Origin of the sequence: Mycolicibacterium parafortuitum (assembly GCF_002086815.1) — a bacterium.
GTDB lineage: Bacteria > Actinomycetota > Actinomycetes > Mycobacteriales > Mycobacteriaceae > Mycobacterium > Mycobacterium parafortuitum.
The window spans coordinates 24,774-43,578 of sequence record NZ_MVID01000026.1 but is presented as its reverse complement, the minus strand read 5'-3'; the positions used below and the strand labels follow the sequence as shown (position 1 = coordinate 43,578).

Here is an 18,805-nt window from a genome sequence, read left to right as displayed (position 1 = left end):
ACCGCTTAGCGGACGTTGACGTAGTAGATCTTGCCCGTGACCGTGTTCTGATACGTGCGGTTGTTGGCGTAGTCCTGCACCGTCGAGCGGATGTCGGCGCCGGGGTTCACACCCACGACCGTCGCCTGGGACAGCGGCGTATCCGACAGCCGGTGCACGATGACCCGGTGGCCTTCGGCTTCCAGCGCGGCGATGGTGTCCTGGGCGTCGCCGCCGGTGGGGGCTGCGGCGGCGGGTGCGGCGAGTCCGAACAGTCCGGCGGCGAAAGCCGCGGCGGCGGTGGTGGCGATGGTGATGTTCTTCATTTTCGGCTCTTCCCTGTTGCGATCCTGCTGGGTTAAACCCTTCACACGGCAGATTGATTTCGCGTGGCAGAAATTGATCGCCGGATGGCAGAAATCGCTCCGGGGGTTAACCCCCGGCCACTCGCCGAAATTGCATTCCAGCAGGGCTTCTCTCGACATTCCGCTGCGCGGACGCAATCTCGGCGAACGGGCCTACAACGCGGTCGCGGCCAGATTTACCGACCCGAGGTGCGGGCTTCCGATGCTGCCGAGCCAGAGTCGGCCGCCGGCCTCGACGAGCCCGGTCGCCATGCTGAACTCCGGATGCGTCATCCGCACGCCGGCGACGGCCGCGCCGCTGTCGGGGTCGAACGCGACCGCCCAGACGACGGCCTCGGGTTTGGGCTGCAGCCGTGCGGGCAGCCGCCAGATCACCTTGCGCAGCACCGGCGGTCCGGCCGCCAGCCGGTCGGCGAGCGGGTTGGCCGGGGTGACCATCGCACACCAGATCCGGCCGTCCGCACCGGTGGACAGGTTGTCGGGCATCGCGGGCAGGTTCACCGCGAGCGGCGTCACCGTGCCGGCCCGGGGACCGGTCAGCCAGTACTTCGACAGCCGGCGCCCCTGCGTCTCGGCGAACACCAGCGCCGACCCGTCGACGGTGGGCGTGACCCCGTTGGCGAAGTACAGCCCGTCCAGCACGGTGGTGACCCGGCCGTCGGTGTCGAGCCGGTGCAGCGCGCCGCGGCCGCGGGCCTCCAGGATCGCGCCGAGGTACTGGTCGATGGTGAACGCGCTCGTCGACTCGGTGAAATACACCGTGCCGTCGGCGGTTTCGGTGACGTTCGAGCAGAACAGCAGCGGCCGCCCGTCGATCGAGGCCACCAGCGTCTCGAACCTGCCGGTGGCGGTGTCCAGCGCCAGCAGTCCGCGCGGGCTGTCGCACACCAGCAGCCGGCCGTCCCGGGCGAAGCCCAGGCCCAGCGGCCGGCCGCCGGTGTTGGCGACGATCTCGGGTGCGGTGCCGTCGGGACGCAACCGCACGATCGACCCGTCGAGCGCCCCGGCCCACAGGTAGCCGTCGGCGTCGACGACGACGTCCTCGGGTTCACCGCCCGGTATCGGCACCAATGTCAGTGCGGCTGCGCTGAATTCAGGGAGCGGGTCGACGGGCGGTGCGTGCCAGCGCACCGGGTCGACGGGTCGTTTCGACACCTACATCCGGGCCGAGGCCTCGGTGAGCACGTTGCGCAGGATGTCGTAGATCGCGTCGAACTCGGCCTGCCCGCTGATCAGCGGCGGGGCCAGCTGCACGACTGGGTCGCCACGGTCGTCGGCGCGGCAGTACAGGCCGGCGTCCCACAGCGCAGGGGTCAGGAACCCGCGCAGCAACCGCTCGGACTCCTCGTCGTTGAACGTCTCCTTGGTGGTCTTGTCCTTGACCAGCTCGATGCCGTAGAAGTAGCCCTCACCTCGGACGTCGCCGACGATCGGCAGGTCCAGCAGCTGCTCCAGCGTCGCGCGGAACGCCGGGGCGTTCTGCTTGACCCGGTCGTTGAGGCCCTCGCGCTCGAAGATGTCGAGGTTGGCCAGCGCGACCGCGGAGGACACCGGGTGCCCGCCGAAGGTGTAGCCGTGACCGAACACCGTGGACCCGTCGTTGAACGGCTCGAAGAGCCGGTCACTGGCGACCATCGCGCCGATCGGGGAGTAGCCCGAGGTCAGGCCCTTGGCGCAGGTGATGATGTCGGGCACGTAGTTGAAGTCGTTGCACGCGAACATCGATCCGATCCGGCCGTAGGCGCAGATCACCTCGTCGGAGACCAGCAGCACGTCGTACTCGTCGCAGATCTCGCGGACCCGCTCGAAGTATCCGGGCGGCGGCGGGAAGCAGCCGCCGGCGTTCTGCACCGGCTCCAGGAAGACGGCGGCGACCGTCTCGGGACCTTCGAACTCGATGGCCTCGGCGATGCGATCGGCGCAGTAGCGGCCGAAAACCTTCTCGTCGTGGGCGTATTCGGCGGGGGCCCGGTAGAAGTTGGTGTTCGGGGCGCGGAAGCCGCCCGGCACCAGCGGCTCGAACGGGGCCTTGAACGCCGGGATGCCGGTGATCGACAGGGCGCCCTGCGGGGTGCCGTGGTAGGCGATCGAGCGGGACACCACCTTGTGCTTACCCGGCTTGCCGGTCAGCTTGAAGTACTGCTTGGCCAGCTTCCAGGCACTCTCGACGGCCTCGCCGCCGCCGGTGGTGAAGAACACCCGGTTCAGGTCGCCGGGGGCGTAGCCGGCGATGCGCTCGGCCAGCTCGACCGCGGTCGGGGTGGCGTAGGACCACAGCGGGAAGAACGCCAGCTGCTCGGCCTGCTTGGCGGCGGCCTCGGCGAGCTCCTTACGGCCGTGGCCGACCTGCACGACGAACAGACCGGAGAGTCCGTCGATGTACTGCTTGCCCTTGTCGTCGTAGATGTGCACGCCCTCGCCGCGGGTGATGATCGGCGGAGTGATGCCGGCGCCGTGGCGGGCGAAGTGGCCCCACAGGTGGCGATTGGCCTTGGCGCCGAGATCGGACGCGGTGGTCTGATCGGTTTCGGAAATGATGGTCATCGTGTACCCCAATTGTATTGCTGCTTAACAAGTTTCAGATAGACAAGGGTTTCGGTGGATATCACTCCCGGTAGCGCGCGGATCTGGGTGTTGAGAAGTTCGAGCAGGCTGTCGTCGTCCTCGCAGACAACCTCGATGATCGCGTCGAACGAGCCCGCGGTCAGCACGACGTAGTCGACCGACGGCAGCTCGGCGAGCTTCTGCGCGACCTTGGTGGTGTCGCCGGTGCATTTGATGCCGATCATCGCCTGGCGGGCGAACCCGAGCTGCATCGGATCGGTGACCGCGACGATCTGCATGACCCCGGCGTCGACCATGCGCTGGACGCGTTGGCGCACCGCGGCCTCCGACAGCCCGACGGCCTTGCCGATACCGGCGTAGGAGCGGCGACCGTCCTGCTGGAGCTTCTCGATGATCGCCTTCGACAGTTCGTCGAGCTGGAACGCGGCGCCCGGGCGGGACTCGTTGACGCGGAAGGAGACGGGACCGACGGCATGCGGTAACCCGGGGTTGGCCATGCAGAGATTGTGCACGGAATTCGTCGTGGCAGGCAACCATGACAGCGAAATCACTTGTTCGGGGTCGCTGACGGTGCCGTAATGCGTAGCCTCCGGCGGCGAGGCGCGATAGGTTTGGCGCATGACTGTCGCAAGCAGCTGGATCGACGGCGCCCTGGTGAAGACCGGCGGCGCCCAACACACCGTGATCAACCCCGCGACCGGCGAGGCCGTCGCCGAGTTCGCGCTGGCACAGCCGGGTGACGTGGACCGGGCCGTCGCGTCAGCGCGCGCGGCCCTGCCCGGGTGGAAGCGGGCGACCCCGGCCGAGCGCTCGGCGGTGCTGGCCAAACTGGCGAAACTCGCCGACGACGCGACCTCGGAGCTGGTGGCCGAGGAGGTCAGCCAGACCGGCAAGCCGGTGCGGCTGGCCACCGAGTTCGACGTCCCGGGCAGCGTGGACAACATCGACTTCTTCGCGGGCGCGGCCCGGCACCTGGAGGGGAAGGCGTCGGCGGAGTACTCCGCTGACCACACGTCGTCGATCCGCCGCGAGGCCGTCGGCGTCGTCGCGACGATCACGCCGTGGAACTATCCCCTGCAGATGGCGGTGTGGAAGGTGATCCCGGCGCTGGCGGCGGGCTGTTCGGTGGTGATCAAGCCTGCCGAGATCACACCGTTGACAACGCTGACGCTGGCGCGCCTGGCGGCCGACGCCGGCCTGCCCGACGGGGTACTGAACGTGGTGACCGGTTCGGGTGCCGACGTCGGCGCCGCGCTGGCCGGGCACGCGGACGTGGACATGGTGACGTTCACCGGGTCGACCCCGGTGGGGCGGCGGGTGATGCTGGCGGCGGCGCAGCACGGGCACCGCACGCAGCTGGAACTCGGCGGCAAGGCACCGTTCGTGGTGTTCGACGACGCGGACCTCGACGCCGCGATCCAAGGGGCCGTGGCCGGAGCGTTGATCAACACCGGGCAGGACTGCACGGCGGCGACGCGGGCGATCGTCGCCCAGGGTTTGTACGACGACTTCGTGGCGGGCGTCGCCGAGGTGATGTCGAAGATCGTCCTCGGAGACCCTGCCGATCCGGACACCGATCTGGGTCCGCTGATCTCTGCTGTGCATCGGGCGAAGGTGGCCGGGATGGTAGAGCGCGCGCCGGGGGAGGGCGGGCGTGTGGTGACTGGCGGCGTCGCGCCGGAGGGCCCGGGGTCGTTCTACCGGCCGACGCTGATTGCGGATGTGGCTGAGACGTCTGAGGTTTGGCGTGACGAGATCTTCGGGCCGGTGTTGACGGTGCGAGCGTTCACCGATGATGACGATGCGATCCGGCAGGCGAACGACACCAAGTACGGGTTGGCGGCGTCGGCGTGGACGCGGGATGTGTATCGCGCGCAACGGGCTTCACGCGAGATCCACGCCGGCTGTGTGTGGATCAACGACCACATTCCGATCATCTCGGAGATGCCGCACGGTGGTTTCGGCGCGTCGGGCTTCGGCAAGGACATGAGCCAGTACTCGCTGGAGGAGTACCTGTCGATCAAACACGTGATGAGCGACATCACCGGCGTGGTCGACAAGGACTGGCACAGGACGATTTTCACCAAGCGCTAGGCGTAGGCGACGTCCGCCAGCGCAGTGACGGTGACCTGGATCATCGTCACCCGCGTCGATGACGAACGTGAATTCGGTTGTAGTGCTGGCTGCGTCGCGCACGGCCCGTGAGGGCGTGAACATGAACAGTCCCTGGTCGAATTGACAACGGTCGTTGCGACGGCCGGGTAGCTGCAGGCACCTCGTGGAACGCTACGGGTCTACAACCGTGCAGGTGCGGCGCTCAGAGACCTCGAACCCCTCCCGCGGCGCCTGTTTCTGCTGCACGATCTGGCATGTCTACGGGTCCAGCAATCCGTAGGTGCGGTCCGTCGCGTCCACGATCGGCAGCAGCGCCCTGTCCTCAGGAAGCGATTCGACCGTCAAGAAAGGCGCTTAAAGCTTTACGCAGCTTATTCCAGTGTGATGACTTATCGAAGTCGAATTGCCTCCCGATTTCTTGATATGTGTTTAGCTCCCCGTGGACGCCGATAGTGCCGAGGTTGGTAATAACTCCCCAGTCGAAAGTATTTGTGCTGGTGGCGATATAGACGTCTCTCTTGAACAAGGTGAAAATGTTTGGTAGGAGCGAGGCCCCTACGGGGGGAACCATCGCGGGGACGGGGTCTAGCAGGTCCCTCAGATGTACTGTCGGGTATCCGTATCCGGTGTATTGGATAACTGGTGACCCGAAAGTGACGACTGCCTTGATCTGATCCTTCAGGTTGAGGCCGAGCACCCTTGCATTAAACGCAATGTTCTGGGCGTCCATGCCGCCTTGGCTATAGCCCACCAGCAGAATTGGTTCCGTTGGACTTGTCATCGCAGCGGTAATGACGTCAACCTGATCCCAGTCCACAATGCCCAATGCGGATGACAGGTTCCTTATTTTGGACTGGTCGCCCTCAAACCAGCGCTCTTTGGTGCCGGCGATGTACACAATGAGGGCTTTCTGGCCATCAACGACAACATGTTCGGTGTAGATACCGTGCGTGAGCGATTTGCCATTCTTTCCGTCCATCGCTTCCCGCAATCTGGTGTAGAGGTCCTCCATTCCGGTCGGTCCGCGATCGTATGACTCGTAGACGGGGGGGTCATACTTCGGCCTGACGTCTATGGAAATAGTGGAGGTCTCGGTAGTAGGCCCGTATGCGGCGGTGTAGGTGAAGCTGTCCTTTCCGATGTAGCCAGCGTTAGGCGTGTACGTGATTTCAGAGCCGTTGAGAACGGCGGTACCGTTACTGGGTGCGGATATGGCTATGACCGTCGAGTCCGGATGCGTATGGTAGGAACCGCCCAAGGCGTCTTCTGTGGGGTCAAAGGCGATCGAGGTATCTACAGTGGTATACGTTCCATAAGACGGGGCAATTACTCCTTCCGGGAAAAGCGTTTTCTCGACATCGATCACATGCAACGTGCCAGAAATACCAGCGGGCCGATCGGCCACGAAGCTGTAGACGTACCGAGCGTCCGGGCTTACCAGTGTCCACTGTCGGGCATTATCTTCGCCGGGTAATTTGACGGTGACCCCTCGGACGGGGTCCACGATTGCTGCTCCCTCGTTCCACCCGCCGTTCCACCTCGCTATGACAATTGCGTAGCGGCTGTCTTGAACACTGAGCACGTATGATTGGAGGTCACTCGCCGATCCTGCGGAATCGGGAAGATAGATTACGTCCGCTGAGTCGCTGAACGGGTTGAAGACCTTTACGCCCCACTGCGTATTGACGTAGGCCCAGTGGCCGTCGGGGCTGATCTCGACGGCCCACGGAAAGCGGTGGTAAGTGTTTGAGATTGTGGTATGGGTCCCGGCGATAGGGTTGATAACAATGACCGATCCGTTTTCCAAGCGAACGTAGGCGTAGCGGCTGGCGTAGCGGCTGTCGGGCCCGTCGGGGCTGACCACGAGGCTGAACGGTTTTGAGCCGGTGGGGATTGTGAGGGCGGTGCCGGTGGTGGGGTTGATGACAGTAACCCCATTGCCCGAAACGGCGTAGGCGTAGCGGCTGTCGGGGCTGACCACAATCCTTCCCGGATATGAATCGGTGGGGATTTTGGTGTGAGTGCCGGTGGTTTGGTTGAAGACAATAACGCCCTCGGGTGAACGGACGTAGGCGTAACGGCTGTCGGGGCTGACCACGACTGACCCTGAGTATTCGGTGATTCTGCTGTGAGTGCCGGTGGTGGGGTTGATGACAGTAACCCCACCAGGTGAAGCGATGTAGGCGTAGCGGCTGTCGGGGCTGATCACGAGGGACGTATCCCAGCGATTGCCGATGGTGGGGATTGTGACGGCGGTGCCGGCGGTGGGGTTGATGACGGTAACCCCACCGTTGTCGAGAAGGGCGTAGGCGTAGCGGCTGTCAGGGCTGACCACAATCCTTCCCGGATATGAATCGGTGGGGATTTTGGTGTGAGTGCCGGTGGTGGGGTTGATGACCATAACCCCACCAGATGAAGCGACGTAGGCGTAGCGGCTGTCGGGGCTGATCATAGCCATGGTTTTCCAGCTCCCCCCGACGGTATAACTCCCGACGAGATCCGGATCTTCGATGGTCGCCGCGGTGCCAGATGCGGTGTCAACGAGAAGAATTTCGTAATCCGTACGAACGTAGGCGTAGCGGCTATCGGGACTGATCGCCATGTCTCCGAAAAGGGTATAGACGGGTTGCTGGAACCTGAAGGTCGTTGCGGTGCCGGAGGCGACGTCTATCATCAGCATGTCATTCCATAGATTCATGATTAAGGCGTAGCTGCCGTCGGGGCTGACATGAAGCCGCTTGATGTCGACAAGGCCGGCGTCGAAGGTCAACCCGGTGCCGGAGGCAGGGTTGATTACGAGCACGTCGCCGTCATCGTTCTGGAGGTACGCGTAGCTGCCGTCGGGGCTGATCAGCACGATCGATTCCGTGCGCCAGCCGGCGAATGTCGCTCCAGTACCGGTGGCGAGGTGAATGGCCGTAACCCAGCCCTCGTATGAGTCGAAGTAGGCGTATTGGCTATCTGGGCTGGAAATGACGCGGTTGATGTCCCAATTGGTGAGCGTGTAGCCGGTAGCTGTGGCGGTCACGTTGATGGGCTCGCCCGCGATTACTGTTCCGGTTGTCGTGCTTAAGTGCGCAGGGAGCCATGCGGCGGAGGTAGCGGTACCGGTGGTTGGGTGGATGATTACCGAGACGGTGTTGTCGTAGTTGTTGGTGACGCTGATGTTGCCGTAGGCGTCGATCTCTACTGTGTTGGGACTTACCTCTACGGGGACACTTGCCCTTGAAAAATCTTGGACGGTGATGATGTCCAAGGTGTTCGACGTCCCCGTGGTGACGTACAGGTCTCCGTTGGGCCCGACTGCAATACCATTCGGTTCGATGCCTGTGGTGATGACCGTGGTGGCGAAGGTTCGAGGGTCGATTGCGGTGACGGCGTTGGTCTCTTGGTCGATCACGTAGATGAAACCGTCGACGCCGAGCGCGATCGCTGAGGGAACGGCTCCCACCGTGAGAGTCCGGGCGATATAACCTCCAGCGCTTGGTGTGAGCACCCTGACAGTGCCGTCGAGCGGATGGGTGACGTAGACAGTGCCGTCAGCGGCCACAGCGATGCCGAAAGGGTTCGCATCTGCCGTGTCGATCGATGTGAGTGCAGCATCCGCATGGGCGGGGTTAACTACCGTGACTACCGATCCGCTGAAATCGGCAATGTAAATGCGTCCATCTGGTCCGGCAGCGATGCTGATCGGTGTGCCCCCAACAGTAATTGTGCGCTCGAGCTGGTCAGTGGTCGAGTCGATAACGCTGACGGTGCCGTCGCCGGCATTCGCCACGTACACCGCGCCTTCTAGACCGTGAGTGAGAGCTGTTGGGGCCGAACCCACGTCGATCGTGGTAAGGACGACGGTGCCCGTACGGTCCAGCACCATGACGGTACCGTCGGCGCCGTTGGCGACCCAGACTCGGCCGTCGGGTGCCACGCTGACAGCACTTGGCGAGGCGCCGACGTGGATGGTCGAGGCGATCGCTGAGCGGTCTGAACTGAGAACCGAGAGCGTGTTCGCGCCGGAGTTGATGATGTAAACGGTGCCGTCAGCAGCGACGGCCACACCAGAGGGCCGGCTGCCGTCCTGCGCGAGCAGCCCTACCAGGGCATCGGCAGACACGGGTACGGGCACGGACACGGGCACGCGTACCGGTATAGTTGTTCTGCCGTCGGTCACCTCGATGGTGAACTCTGCCACCACTGGTGCTGCGTTGCTGTAAGCGGCTACCAATGCTGCTGTGCTCGGAGTGAAATCCCACGAACCAGTGGAAGAATCGACTACCACCTGGCCGGATGCGGAACTAGGGGTATCGCGCAGTACGTACCGAACGCCATAGCTGTCGTCGGCGATGACGTTCACTGTTCCGGTGAAGGTCCCTGTCTCGGTATCGAAATAGACGGTATAGGCGGGGTCCGAAAGCTGGAACGGTTCATACGGGCTGATCTCCACCGTGACCGAGATTTCGTCGCTCAGTTCTCCGTCAGAGACGGCGATCGTGAAAGTGACCGTGAGGTTCTCGGCGTCAGAGTCGTTGCGTGCCGCCCATGCGTCGATGCGCGCTTGCCGGGTGGGCGTGAAGCGCCATACGCCAGCCGTCGTGGACTGATCGACGTGCTGTGCCCATTCGATTTCGACCGTGCCGATAGCCGGATCGATATCTGACACAACTGTATAGGTGAGGACGTCGCCGTCGGCGTCCTCAGCGGTGACGAAACCAGACTGACCGCCTTCGTCAGAGTCTTCCCATTCCGAGTGCAGGATCACGGGGGCGTGACTGTTGGTCGGGTTATAGACGGGCTGCAGTTTCGTGATGACGTTTGTTGTTGGGCTCGCAATGTTCAGCCAGCCGTCTCGTCCAAACGTCATTCCGTACGTTGGGGTGCCAAGATAGAGGGCGCGGGTGATTCCATTGGGGTACAGAATGTTTAGGCTGTTGTTGCTGTCGCCGATGAACAGCGTTCCGTCTGGGCCAGACTGAACGCCGTAAAGGATTCCGAAGCCGGGTAGTGGTGTTAGTTCAAAGGTGCCGTCGCTATTGACGGTGAGGACACCAGCAACGAAGTCATCTGCGCTGGGGTTGGAGCCGCTGACGTAGCTGGCGTATACCTGTCCGTCGGCACCTACGTGCACATCCGGGGATAGCCCCTGTATTCCAATCGTTTCCCGTGAACCGTTTGTCCTGATAATGACAAGCGAACTGTCCGTTGTGTCTGAGGTGGTCTCATCGACTCTCGCCGTACTGACGTAAAGATTGCCTATAGTGTCGAACGCGAGTCCGACCGTGTAACCGTCGAATTCGGCAACTTGCTCGGATTCGAAACTGTCGGGATCGAACGCTGTCACTGTCTTACTCGTCAGGCCGGCGATGTAGACACGGCCGTCAGGTCCGATCTCTATGCCGATCGACATCCCGGGCAGGTCCACTAACTTGGTGACTGTCCCGTCCGTCGCTACCCGTCCCAGAATGAAATTCCCGTCGGTGTCGATGGCCGTCACGAACAGCGAGCCGTCCGGCGCACCCGCGATCCCATAAATACCGGAGAGGCCGGCTGCCTCAACCGTGGTAACGAGGCCGACGGGTGTCACCTCCGACGATGTGGGAGGCAGTTCGAGGACGGAAACGGCCACGGTGCTGGTGCTGGTGAGTACGCCGTCGGTGACGGTGTAGGTAAAGGTGTCGGTGCCGGAGAAGCCCGCCGCGGGTATGTAGGTGATGGTGCCGTCAGCGATGTTGGCGGCGCCGTGGTTCGGGATAGAGACTTCGGTGATCGTCAACGTGTCGCCGTCCGGGTCGGTGTCGTTGGCCAGGACCGCGATCACCACCGGGGTGGCCTCGACTGTGGTGGCGGTGTCGTCGACCGCGATCGGCGCTTGGTTGATCGGGGTAACGGCGGGGACGGTGATCGTCAGGGTCGCAGTGGTGGTGGCGGTTCCGTCGGACACCGTGTAAGTCAGCACCTCGGCGCCGGCGAAGCCTTCGGTGGGGGTGTAGGTGATGGTGCCGCCGGCGAAGCTGGTGGCGCCGTTGGTCGCGCCCGTGACTGCGGTGACCGACAGGGTGTCGCCGTCAGCATCGGTGTCGTTGGCGACCACGTTGACCGTGGCCGAGGCAGCTCCGGGCGGCATGGTGAAGGTGTCGTCTTTGGCGACCGGTGGTTTGTTGACCGGTACCACCGGAGTGACGGTAACGGTGACGGTCCCGACGGAGACTGCGGTGCCGTCGGAGACCGTGTAGGTGAACGTCTCGGTTCCGGAGAAGCCGGTGGCGGGGGTGTAAGCGATCGTTTTGTCGGGGTTGATCGCGACGGTCCCGCCCTGACTGGGAGCTCCCAGCACGGTCACGGTCAGCGAGTCGGTGGTGTCGGGGTCGGTGTCGTTGCCGAGCACGTTGATGGCGTTGCCGCTGGAGTTGCCCGCGACGGTGACGGTGTCGCTGACCGCGACCGGGGCATCGTTGACCGGTGTGACGGTGACGGTCACGGTAGCGGTGTCGGTGAGGCTGCCGTCGGTGATGGTGTAGGTGAAGCTGTCCGTGCCGTGAAAGTCCGGCTCGGGGGTATAGGTGATCTTGCCGTCAAGGATGGCGACGGTTCCGTGCGCCGGCGTGCCGACATCGGAGATCGAGATGTCATCGCCGTCGGGATCGGCGTCGTTGGCCACCGCATCGATCACTACGACGGCATCTTCGGCGGTGATAGCGGAATCATCGGTGGCTGAGGGTGATTCGTTCACCGGGGCTGCGGTGACGGTGATGGTGACGGTCGCGATCGACTTGTGGCCTTTGAGGAGGCTGGCCAGTCCGTGGACGTGCCATGCGCTGGCTTCGTCGGAAAGGGTGTAGGTGAAGGTGTCGGTGCCGCTGAAGCCGGTGTTGGGGGTGTAGGTGAAGCTGCCGTCGGGATTGAGGGTGACGGCGCCGTTGGCGGCTTGGGTGTGGCTGGTGATGGTGAGAATATCGCCCGGGTTCGGGTCGGTGTCGTTGTCGAGCACCGTGATCCGGGTAGGGACTGTTTCGGTGGTGGTGGCGGTGTCGTCGGCGGCGGTGGGGGAGCTGTTGAAGAACGTGCGTTGGATCTCGCGGCGGACGAACGCGAGTACGCCCAGCAGGATAGGGGAGTCACCGGGAAGCGTTGGGTCGGGGTTGAACAGCATGTTGATCGCTTTTGCGGCGATGTCCAGCAGCGCGACAGGCCCGCCAAGGATGACGCCGACGGGCGTCTTGGGCTGTGGCGCTAGGTAGGTGGGGGCGGGGACGACTGCCGGCGGGGTGGCGCCCGTGACTGCGTAGGCAACGGCGGAGGCTTCGTCGTCGCCGTCGCCGTCGCCGTCGCCGTCGCCGTCGCCGTCGTTGTGGTTGCCGGCGGCGTCGGCCGGCGGGGTGGGTTCGGGATCCGGCGAGGTGGATGCCGTCGCTTCCGCGGTCTCGGAGGGTGTCTCTGCGCCCGCTTCTACGTCGGTCGAGGATGATTCGGGGCGTGCTCCGGTGGATTCGTCGAACTCCTCGACGAGGACCTCGTCCGGTTCGTCCACCAGCTCGTCGATGTCATCGAGCTCGGTCTCGACGTCGGCGGATTCGTTGTCCGATCCCGCGGAGTCGTCGGCATCCGAAGTGCCAGAACTGTCGGAGGTCCCGGCTGTGTCGGAGCGATCATCCGCAGGCGCGCTGGAGTCCGGAGCCGTGCCGCCGCGCCGCTGGAGTGGCTTCTGTGGAGACTTGCTCTCCGCGGCGGTCGATTCGTTGCTGTTGGGCGACTCGGCCCATGCCGGCGTGGCGACCGCAGTCCCGATACCCAACGCCAGCGCCAATGCCCCAACCCGGCCGACATACTTCGCATAACCCATGGCCAATGCCCCCCATTGACGTGACCCACCGCGGTCAATTCGGGGCAGACGTTAACAGGGAGCAACAGTCCATACTGGCCGGATCGATACCTCAATTATCTCGAACGTAAATTGTTCTGGCGCATTGACCTGCAGGTTTACGGCTAGAGAATGCAAATTCATACGTTCGGACGACGGTGGATGTGGGTCAGGTGTTTGCAGTAACAAACAAAATTATCCCTCCCGCGGCACCACAATCACCGGCACATCCACCCCCGCCAGGATCCTCGACGCGGTCGATCCGAGAAAGATCCGCTTCGGTGCCGCGAACCGCGACGAGCCGACCACGAGTAGGTCCCCGTCGTCCCACTTGAGCTTCTTCAACGCCGACTCCAGCGTCATCCCGTCGGCCACCAACGACTCGATCTCGGGCGCGTCCGGCAGCGCCCGCGCCGCCACCGCCAGGTTCTCTTCGGCGGCCGCACGCTGCAGCCCCCGAACTTCACGCGCACTGCTCGCCTCGGCCAGGTTCTCCGCCGACACGAGCGACAGCATCCGCACCCGCAGCGCCGCCAGCGCTGCCAATCGGATCGTGAACGGCAGCGGGTTGTCGTCGCCGGGCCGCGTCGGGATGGCCGCGGTCAGTGCCTCGATCTTGTCGTCGGGATCCTCGGCGTATCCGCGCGGCGCCAGCGCCACCGGGATCGGCGAAATGTGCAGCAGCGCACCGGTTACCGGCCCGATGGTGTGCCTGCCGAAGAACCCGTCGCGGGCGCCGCCGACCACGATCAGATCCGAGGACTTGGACTCGGCGAATTCGACCAGTGTCTGCGCGAACGACTCCCCGACGATCACCGCAGACCCGGCGCTGACTCCGTCGACGGCCAGCGTCTCCACCGCCTTGGCGACCCACTCCTCGCCGCGGCGTACAAGCATCTGCTGGTACTGCAAGTGGCCGGGATGCCCGTCGGGCAGCTCCTCCCGCACGACGAGCACGACGTCCACGCTGGCTCCGAAGGTCTTGGCCAGTGCGCTGGCCAGCGCGATCCCGTCGTCGCCGGTCGGGGTGGCGAGGTAGCCGACTGTGAAATGCATTGCCGCACTCTCCCTTTAGAACGTATCAGGCACCTTGACTTCGGTTTCGGCGTTCAACGTCTCACCGCGGAAGAACCGCTTGGTCCCGAACGCGAAGCACGCCAGCATCAACGGGATACCCAGGACCAGCATCCCCACGCCGAGGACGAACACTCCGCCGATCGGCCCGAAGGCGGTGTACCCGTAGTCGGGCTGGAGCATGTCCTTGGCGCTGATCCCGAACGCGGCGACCATGGACAGGCCACCGAGCAGCGGGAAGATCCCGCGGAAGAACAGGTTGCGCACCGAGCTGAACAGCGTCCTGCGGAAGTACCACACACACGCGAACGCGGTGATGCCGTAGTAGAACGCCACCGCCAACCCGAGCGAGGCCACCGAGTCGAGCAACGCGTTCTCCGACAACATCTTCAGCACCAGATAGAAGAACAGCGCCGACAGCCCCATCACGATCGTGCCGAACGCCGGCGTCATGTACCGGGGATGCACGCTGGCGAACCGCTTCGGAATCGCCTCGTACACCGCCATCGACAGCGTGCCGCGAGCAGTCGGCAGGATCGTCGTCTGCGTCGACGACAGCGCCGACACCGACACCGTCAACAGCAGCGCCGACGCCGCGATCGCCCCGGCCACCGGCTCTCCAAGCACCGTCAGGACGTCGTCGGTGTTGTTCGGGTTGTTCAACCCGATCCCCACGTAACCGAATCCGGCGAAGGACTGCAACGCGTAGGCGACCAGCACATACGTGCACACCAGGATGACGGTGGTGACCAGCGCGGCGATACCGGGCGTCTTGCCCGGATCCTTGGTCTCCTCACCGACGGCCAGGCAGGCGTCCCAGCCCCAGTAGATGAAGATGCACAGGATCACCGCAGCGGCGATCGACGACACGTCCAGCCCGCTGGGCCACAGCCAGGACCATTGCGGGGTGACGGCCTGGGCGCCGGCGGTGCCGGTGAACACCCGGATCAGCGCGATCACGCTGACGGTGATCAGCACGCCGAACTGGATGGCGATCAACACGTTCTGCACCCGCTCGCTGACCACGATTCCGCGCGCGGACACCAGCGTCATCGCGACGATGAAGAAGCATCCCAGCGCCACCGTGGCGGGCACGCTCTCGGCGAGGTCGTGCAACCCGAAGAAGTTGTACAGATAGATCGCGGCGATCTCAGAGACGTTGGCCAGCACGATGATCGCCGACACCGCCAGCCCCCACCCGCCGATCCAGCCGATCCACGGGCCGAAGGCCTTCGTTCCCCACGTGAAGGTGGTGCCACAGTCGGGGGTGTCCTGCGACAGTTCCTTGTACGCGAACGCCACCAGCAGCATCGGGATGAACGCCAGCACGAACATCGACGGCGCCTTATCCCCGACGGCGAGGACGACATAGCCGAGGGTCGCGGCCAGGCTGTATGCCGGCGCCACCGCGCCGAGGCCGATGACCACGTTGCCGACCAGGCCCAGCGCACCCGCCTGCAGGCCTTTTCCGCCAACGGCGGGCGCCGGTGGGTCCCCCTTGATCGCCATTTGCGCAATATACGGTTCCGTCCGGCGCGGCACGGCGGAATCTACACTCGACCCATGACCGCGAGCACGCGTGTCGAGGAGTTCGAGCAGATGCGTCCGTATCTGCTGTCGGTTGCCTACCGTCTCACCGGCACCGTCACCGACGCCGAGGACATCGTCCAGGACGCGTGGCTGCGGTGGGAGACCAACCGCGCGACCGGGGTCCGTGATCTCAAGGCATGGCTGACGACGGTGGTGAGCCGACTGGCGCTGGACAGGCTGCGTTCGGCGGCGCATCGGCGCGAGACCTACGTCGGGGAGTGGCTGCCCGAACCGGTGGTGACCGGCCTCGACGGCGCTGACCCGTTGGCAGCGTTGGTCGCCGACGAGGACGCCCGGTTCGCCGCGATGGTGGTGCTGGAGAACCTGACACCGGATCAGCGGGTCGCGTTCGTGCTGCACGACGGTTTCGGGGTGCCGTTCTCCGAGATCGCTGACGTCCTCGGGGCGACGCCGCAGGCGGCGCGGCAACTGGCCTCCCGGGCCCGCCGCGCGGTGTCGGACGCGCCGCCACCGGCCGAGGATCACGCCGAGGTCGTCGGAAAGCTGTTGTCCGCCATGGCTTCCGGTGACCTGTCGGCGGTGGTGGCCCTGCTGCACCCCGACGTCACGTTCACCGGCGACTCGAACCGCCGGGCCCCGACGGCGGCACGGGTCATCCACGGCGCCGACAAGGTCGCGCGCTTCCTGCTCGGCCTCGGCGCCAAGTACGGCGCGCAACGGCTGCTCGCCAGCGGCACCCTCGGTCTGGTCAACGGCGAACTCGGGGTGTACTCGCCGGGTGCGGACGCGACCGACGGCGCGCCCCCGATCATGCCCCGCATCCAGGCGTTGAGCGTGCGGGACGGGAAGGTGGTCGCGATCTACGACATCGCCAACCCGGACAAGTTCACCGCGTCGCCGCTCGCCCCTTGACCCCCCTTGTCCGCGAGCGTGCGTGTCGGCGGGCAACACGCCGCGCCGACGTCGGACTTCCCGCACGCTCGCGCGGTCAAAGTCATGCCCAGGGCACCCGGCACGCGTCGCCGGAGCTGAAGCCCTGCTCGGTGATCCCCAGCGCGGCGTTCACGCGGGCCCGCATGTTCTCCACGCCGATCTGATAGGTCAACTCGATGACACCCTTGTCGCCGAAGCGCCGGCGCAGATCGGCGACCTGGTCGTCGGTGACGGTGTGCGGGTCGGTGGTCATCGCCTCGGCGTAGGCGATCGCGGCGCGCTCGTCGTCGGAGAACCTCGGCGATGACGCGTAGTCGTCAATGTCCCTGAGCCGCGCCATGTCCAGACCCTCCAGCCGCATCAGCATGGCGCCGAAGTCGACACACCACGAGCAGCCGATCTGGCGGGCGGTCCAGTACACCGCGAGCTCGCGGACGCTCGCCGGCAGCGTGGTGGAGGCCTTCTCCAGCACACCTTCGTGCATCGCGCCGGCGAGCATCACGCCCGAATGATGGGCGTAGATCGCGAACGGCTCGGGCACCTCGCCGAAGCGGCGCTTGGCGTAGCGCCACATCAACCGGGTCATCAGTGAGGCGCGCTGTGGGGATACGGGCTCGATACGTGTTGTCGTCGTCATGTCATCAAGACGAGACGCGCCGACGAAACGTGACAGTGGAATCGGTCGGCGACGGGTATCAAGGGGGAGTGGACGCCCAGACCAGGTCAGATTCCGAGTCGAATCCCGAGTCGAAACCCCGCCGCGGGACGATCTTCGCCGCCCACCTGCGCTCGTCTGCGGTGGTGGCGGTGCAGTTCGTCGCGGTAGCCGCGGCCCTGTGGATCCTCGCCTGGGTGGTCGGCAAGACGTGGGTGGTCGTTCTTCCGCTGGTGCTCGGTCTGGTCGTGTGTACGGTGCTGTGGCCACCGGTGCGCTGGCTGCGCGACAAAGGCGTGCCGCCCGCCGCGGCGACGCTGCTGGTGCTGCTGGTCGCCGTCGGGGTGGTGGCCGGCGCGGTCGCCGCTGTCGCGCCCGCGATCATCGGGCAGTCCGGTGAACTCGCCCAGCAGGCATCCGCCGGCGTGGTGCAGGTGCGGGACTGGCTCGGCGGGCCGCCGCTGAACATCGGTGAGGAACAACTCAATTCGGCGGTCGCGGCGATCAATGACCGGCTCAGCTCCAGCAGCGCGCAGATCGCGGCCGGGGTGTTCACCGGTGTGAGCGCCGCGACGTCGGCGCTGGTCACGTTGTTCACGACGATCGTCGTGGTCTTCTTCTTCCTCAAGGACGGCCCGGGGTTCCTGCCGTGGCTGCGGCGCACCGTCGGAGAGCCCTCGGGTCCGCACCTGAGCTCAGTACTCGGCCGGATCTGGTCCACGCTGGGGGGCTTCATTCGGACCCAGGCGCTGGTCAGCCTGGTCGATGCGGTGCTGATCGGCATCGGGTTGGTGATCCTCGGAGTGCCGTTGGCGTACGCGTTGGCCATCATCACGTTCATCGGCGGGTTCATCCCGATCGTCGGCGCGTTCGTCGCCGGCGGTCTCGCAGTGCTGATCGCCCTGGTGTCGAACGGCCCGGTCAACGCGCTGATCGTGCTGGCGATCATCCTCGCCGTGCAGCAGCTCGAGGGCAACGTGTTGCAGCCGTGGCTGCAGTCGAAGTCGATGAAGCTGCACGCGGTGATCGTGCTGCTGGCGGTCATGCTGGGGGCGTCGTTGTTCGGGGTGATCGGCGCGTTCCTCGCGGTTCCGGTCGCCGCGACGGTCGCGGTGGTGCTGCGCTACTACGGCGAGCAGGTCGCCGAACAGGCCGGGGAGAACGCCGCCGCGCCCTGACCCGGACCTCAGCCGCGACTGCGCCGGTAATGACGGCGCACCTTCATCCGGTTCCCGCATAGCGACATCGAGCACCAGCGCGCAGTGTTCGGCTTGCTGCGATCGATCAGGAACAGTTGGCATTCGGTGTTGGCGCACGGCCGCAGGCGTCCCGGGCTGTGGATGCGCAGACCGTCCCACGCCAGGACCGCCCGCGCCGCGCCGCTGGTGTGCTCCAGCGTCCAGTCCAGCCCGTCCGGCGTCACCGACGGGGTGAGCCGCACACCGGCGACGAACGGTTGGAGCACCTGCGCGGTCTCCTCGCCGCGGACCACCGCCTGCAATGCCGACCGGGCCTCGACCAGCGCGGACCACTCCTTGGTGCTCGTCGTCAGACCGTGCGCGGACATCCACTCGGCGGCGGTCGCGCGGTCGGGCAGGAGGTCGGTCGGCACCCCGTCGATCACCGGCGTCGTGTTCAGCAGGTCGAGCAGGAACGCGTCGTCTTCGACGGTCGTCACACACACATCCATGTCTAACCTCCAAAAGGCTATTGACA

The 18,805-nt window shown here is 65.1% G+C and carries 12 protein-coding genes; 3 read left to right on the top strand and 9 right to left on the bottom strand.

From position 1 onward, the window contains the following. Nucleotides 1-5 precede the first annotated feature (5 nt). From BST38_RS22920 to BST38_RS22905, 4 genes are all read right to left on the bottom strand, one after another. Entirely contained in the window at nt 6-305 is a 300-nt protein-coding gene (locus BST38_RS22920; RefSeq protein ID WP_083145789.1) for a hypothetical protein, read from the bottom strand. Nucleotides 306-497: 192 nt separating this feature from the next. Next, nucleotides 498-1,499, bottom strand: a complete 1,002-nt coding sequence (locus BST38_RS22915) for an SMP-30/gluconolactonase/LRE family protein (protein WP_083145788.1) — start codon at nt 1,497-1,499, stop codon at nt 498-500. Further along, nucleotides 1,500-2,888 (bottom strand): aspartate aminotransferase family protein, encoded by a 1,389-nt coding sequence (locus BST38_RS22910; RefSeq protein ID WP_083145787.1) that lies wholly within the window; start codon nt 2,886-2,888, stop codon nt 1,500-1,502. Beyond that, entirely contained in the window at nt 2,885-3,406 is a 522-nt protein-coding gene (locus BST38_RS22905) for an Lrp/AsnC family transcriptional regulator (RefSeq protein WP_083145843.1), read from the bottom strand. Before BST38_RS22905 ends, BST38_RS22910 begins: the two co-directional genes overlap by 4 nt. 121 nt (nt 3,407-3,527) lie before the next feature. Between BST38_RS22905 and BST38_RS22900 the strand changes: the two genes are divergently transcribed. After that, nucleotides 3,528-5,003, top strand: coding sequence for a gamma-aminobutyraldehyde dehydrogenase (locus BST38_RS22900; RefSeq protein WP_083145786.1), 1,476 nt, complete (start codon nt 3,528-3,530; stop codon nt 5,001-5,003). A 343-nt stretch (nt 5,004-5,346) separates the two neighbouring features. On the opposite strand, the gene BST38_RS22895 is transcribed toward BST38_RS22900, so the two are convergent. The 3 genes from BST38_RS22895 to BST38_RS22885 all read right to left on the bottom strand — a co-directional run bounded on the left by BST38_RS22895 (nt 5,347) and on the right by BST38_RS22885 (nt 15,459). Then, nucleotides 5,347-12,858 carry an Ig-like domain-containing protein gene (locus BST38_RS22895; protein ID WP_083145785.1) on the bottom strand — a complete coding sequence of 2,504 codons (7,512 nt, stop codon included), beginning with the start codon at nt 12,856-12,858 and terminating at the stop codon, nt 5,347-5,349. A gap of 213 nt (nt 12,859-13,071) precedes the next feature. Then, nucleotides 13,072-13,932: a universal stress protein gene (locus BST38_RS22890; RefSeq protein ID WP_083145784.1), complete on the bottom strand. Its 861-nt coding sequence runs from the start codon at nt 13,930-13,932 to the stop codon at nt 13,072-13,074. Nucleotides 13,933-13,947: 15 nt separating this feature from the next. Beyond that, complete coding sequence (locus BST38_RS22885) at nt 13,948-15,459, bottom strand: APC family permease (protein WP_083145783.1); 1,512 nt, start codon at nt 15,457-15,459, stop codon at nt 13,948-13,950. A 54-nt stretch (nt 15,460-15,513) separates the two neighbouring features. Between BST38_RS22885 and BST38_RS22880 the strand changes: the two genes are divergently transcribed. Then, the gene (locus tag BST38_RS22880) at nt 15,514-16,413 is read left to right on the top strand and encodes a sigma-70 family RNA polymerase sigma factor (RefSeq protein WP_083145782.1); all 900 of its coding nucleotides are present in this window, start codon (nt 15,514-15,516) and stop codon (nt 16,411-16,413) included. Nucleotides 16,414-16,495: 82 nt separating this feature from the next. Here BST38_RS22880 and BST38_RS22875 read toward each other — a convergent pair whose 3' ends face one another. Then, a complete protein-coding gene (locus BST38_RS22875) occupies nt 16,496-17,071 on the bottom strand; it encodes a carboxymuconolactone decarboxylase family protein (protein ID WP_083145781.1) in 576 nt (191 codons plus the stop codon). Nucleotides 17,072-17,139: 68 nt separating this feature from the next. On the opposite strand from BST38_RS22875, the gene BST38_RS22870 reads away from it, so the two are divergent. Next, nucleotides 17,140-18,267: an AI-2E family transporter gene (locus BST38_RS22870; RefSeq protein ID WP_083145780.1), complete on the top strand. Its 1,128-nt coding sequence runs from the start codon at nt 17,140-17,142 to the stop codon at nt 18,265-18,267. Between the two features lie 8 nt (nt 18,268-18,275). On the opposite strand, the gene BST38_RS22865 is transcribed toward BST38_RS22870, so the two are convergent. Beyond that, entirely contained in the window at nt 18,276-18,779 is a 504-nt protein-coding gene (locus tag BST38_RS22865; protein WP_083145779.1) for a CGNR zinc finger domain-containing protein, read from the bottom strand. Nucleotides 18,780-18,805 lie beyond the last annotated feature (26 nt).

Excerpts from the sequence above, each read along its gene's own strand:
- BST38_RS22920 (WP_083145789.1), bottom strand. The coding sequence starts at position 305 with ATGAAGAACATCACCATCGCCACCACCGCCGCCGCGGCTTTCGCCGCC.
- BST38_RS22910 (WP_083145787.1), bottom strand. The coding sequence starts at position 2,888 with ATGACCATCATTTCCGAAACCGATCAGACCACCGCGTCCGATCTCGGC.
- BST38_RS22905 (WP_083145843.1), bottom strand. The coding sequence starts at position 3,406 with ATGGCCAACCCCGGGTTACCGCATGCCGTCGGTCCCGTCTCCTTCCGC.
- BST38_RS22900 (WP_083145786.1), top strand. The coding sequence starts at position 3,528 with ATGACTGTCGCAAGCAGCTGGATCGACGGCGCCCTGGTGAAGACCGGC.
- BST38_RS22895 (WP_083145785.1), bottom strand. The coding sequence starts at position 12,858 with ATGGGTTATGCGAAGTATGTCGGCCGGGTTGGGGCATTGGCGCTGGCG.
- BST38_RS22890 (WP_083145784.1), bottom strand. The coding sequence starts at position 13,932 with ATGCATTTCACAGTCGGCTACCTCGCCACCCCGACCGGCGACGACGGG.
- BST38_RS22885 (WP_083145783.1), bottom strand. The coding sequence starts at position 15,459 with ATGGCGATCAAGGGGGACCCACCGGCGCCCGCCGTTGGCGGAAAAGGC.
- BST38_RS22880 (WP_083145782.1), top strand. The coding sequence starts at position 15,514 with ATGACCGCGAGCACGCGTGTCGAGGAGTTCGAGCAGATGCGTCCGTAT.
- BST38_RS22875 (WP_083145781.1), bottom strand. The coding sequence starts at position 17,071 with ATGACGACGACAACACGTATCGAGCCCGTATCCCCACAGCGCGCCTCA.
- BST38_RS22865 (WP_083145779.1), bottom strand. The coding sequence starts at position 18,779 with ATGGATGTGTGTGTGACGACCGTCGAAGACGACGCGTTCCTGCTCGAC.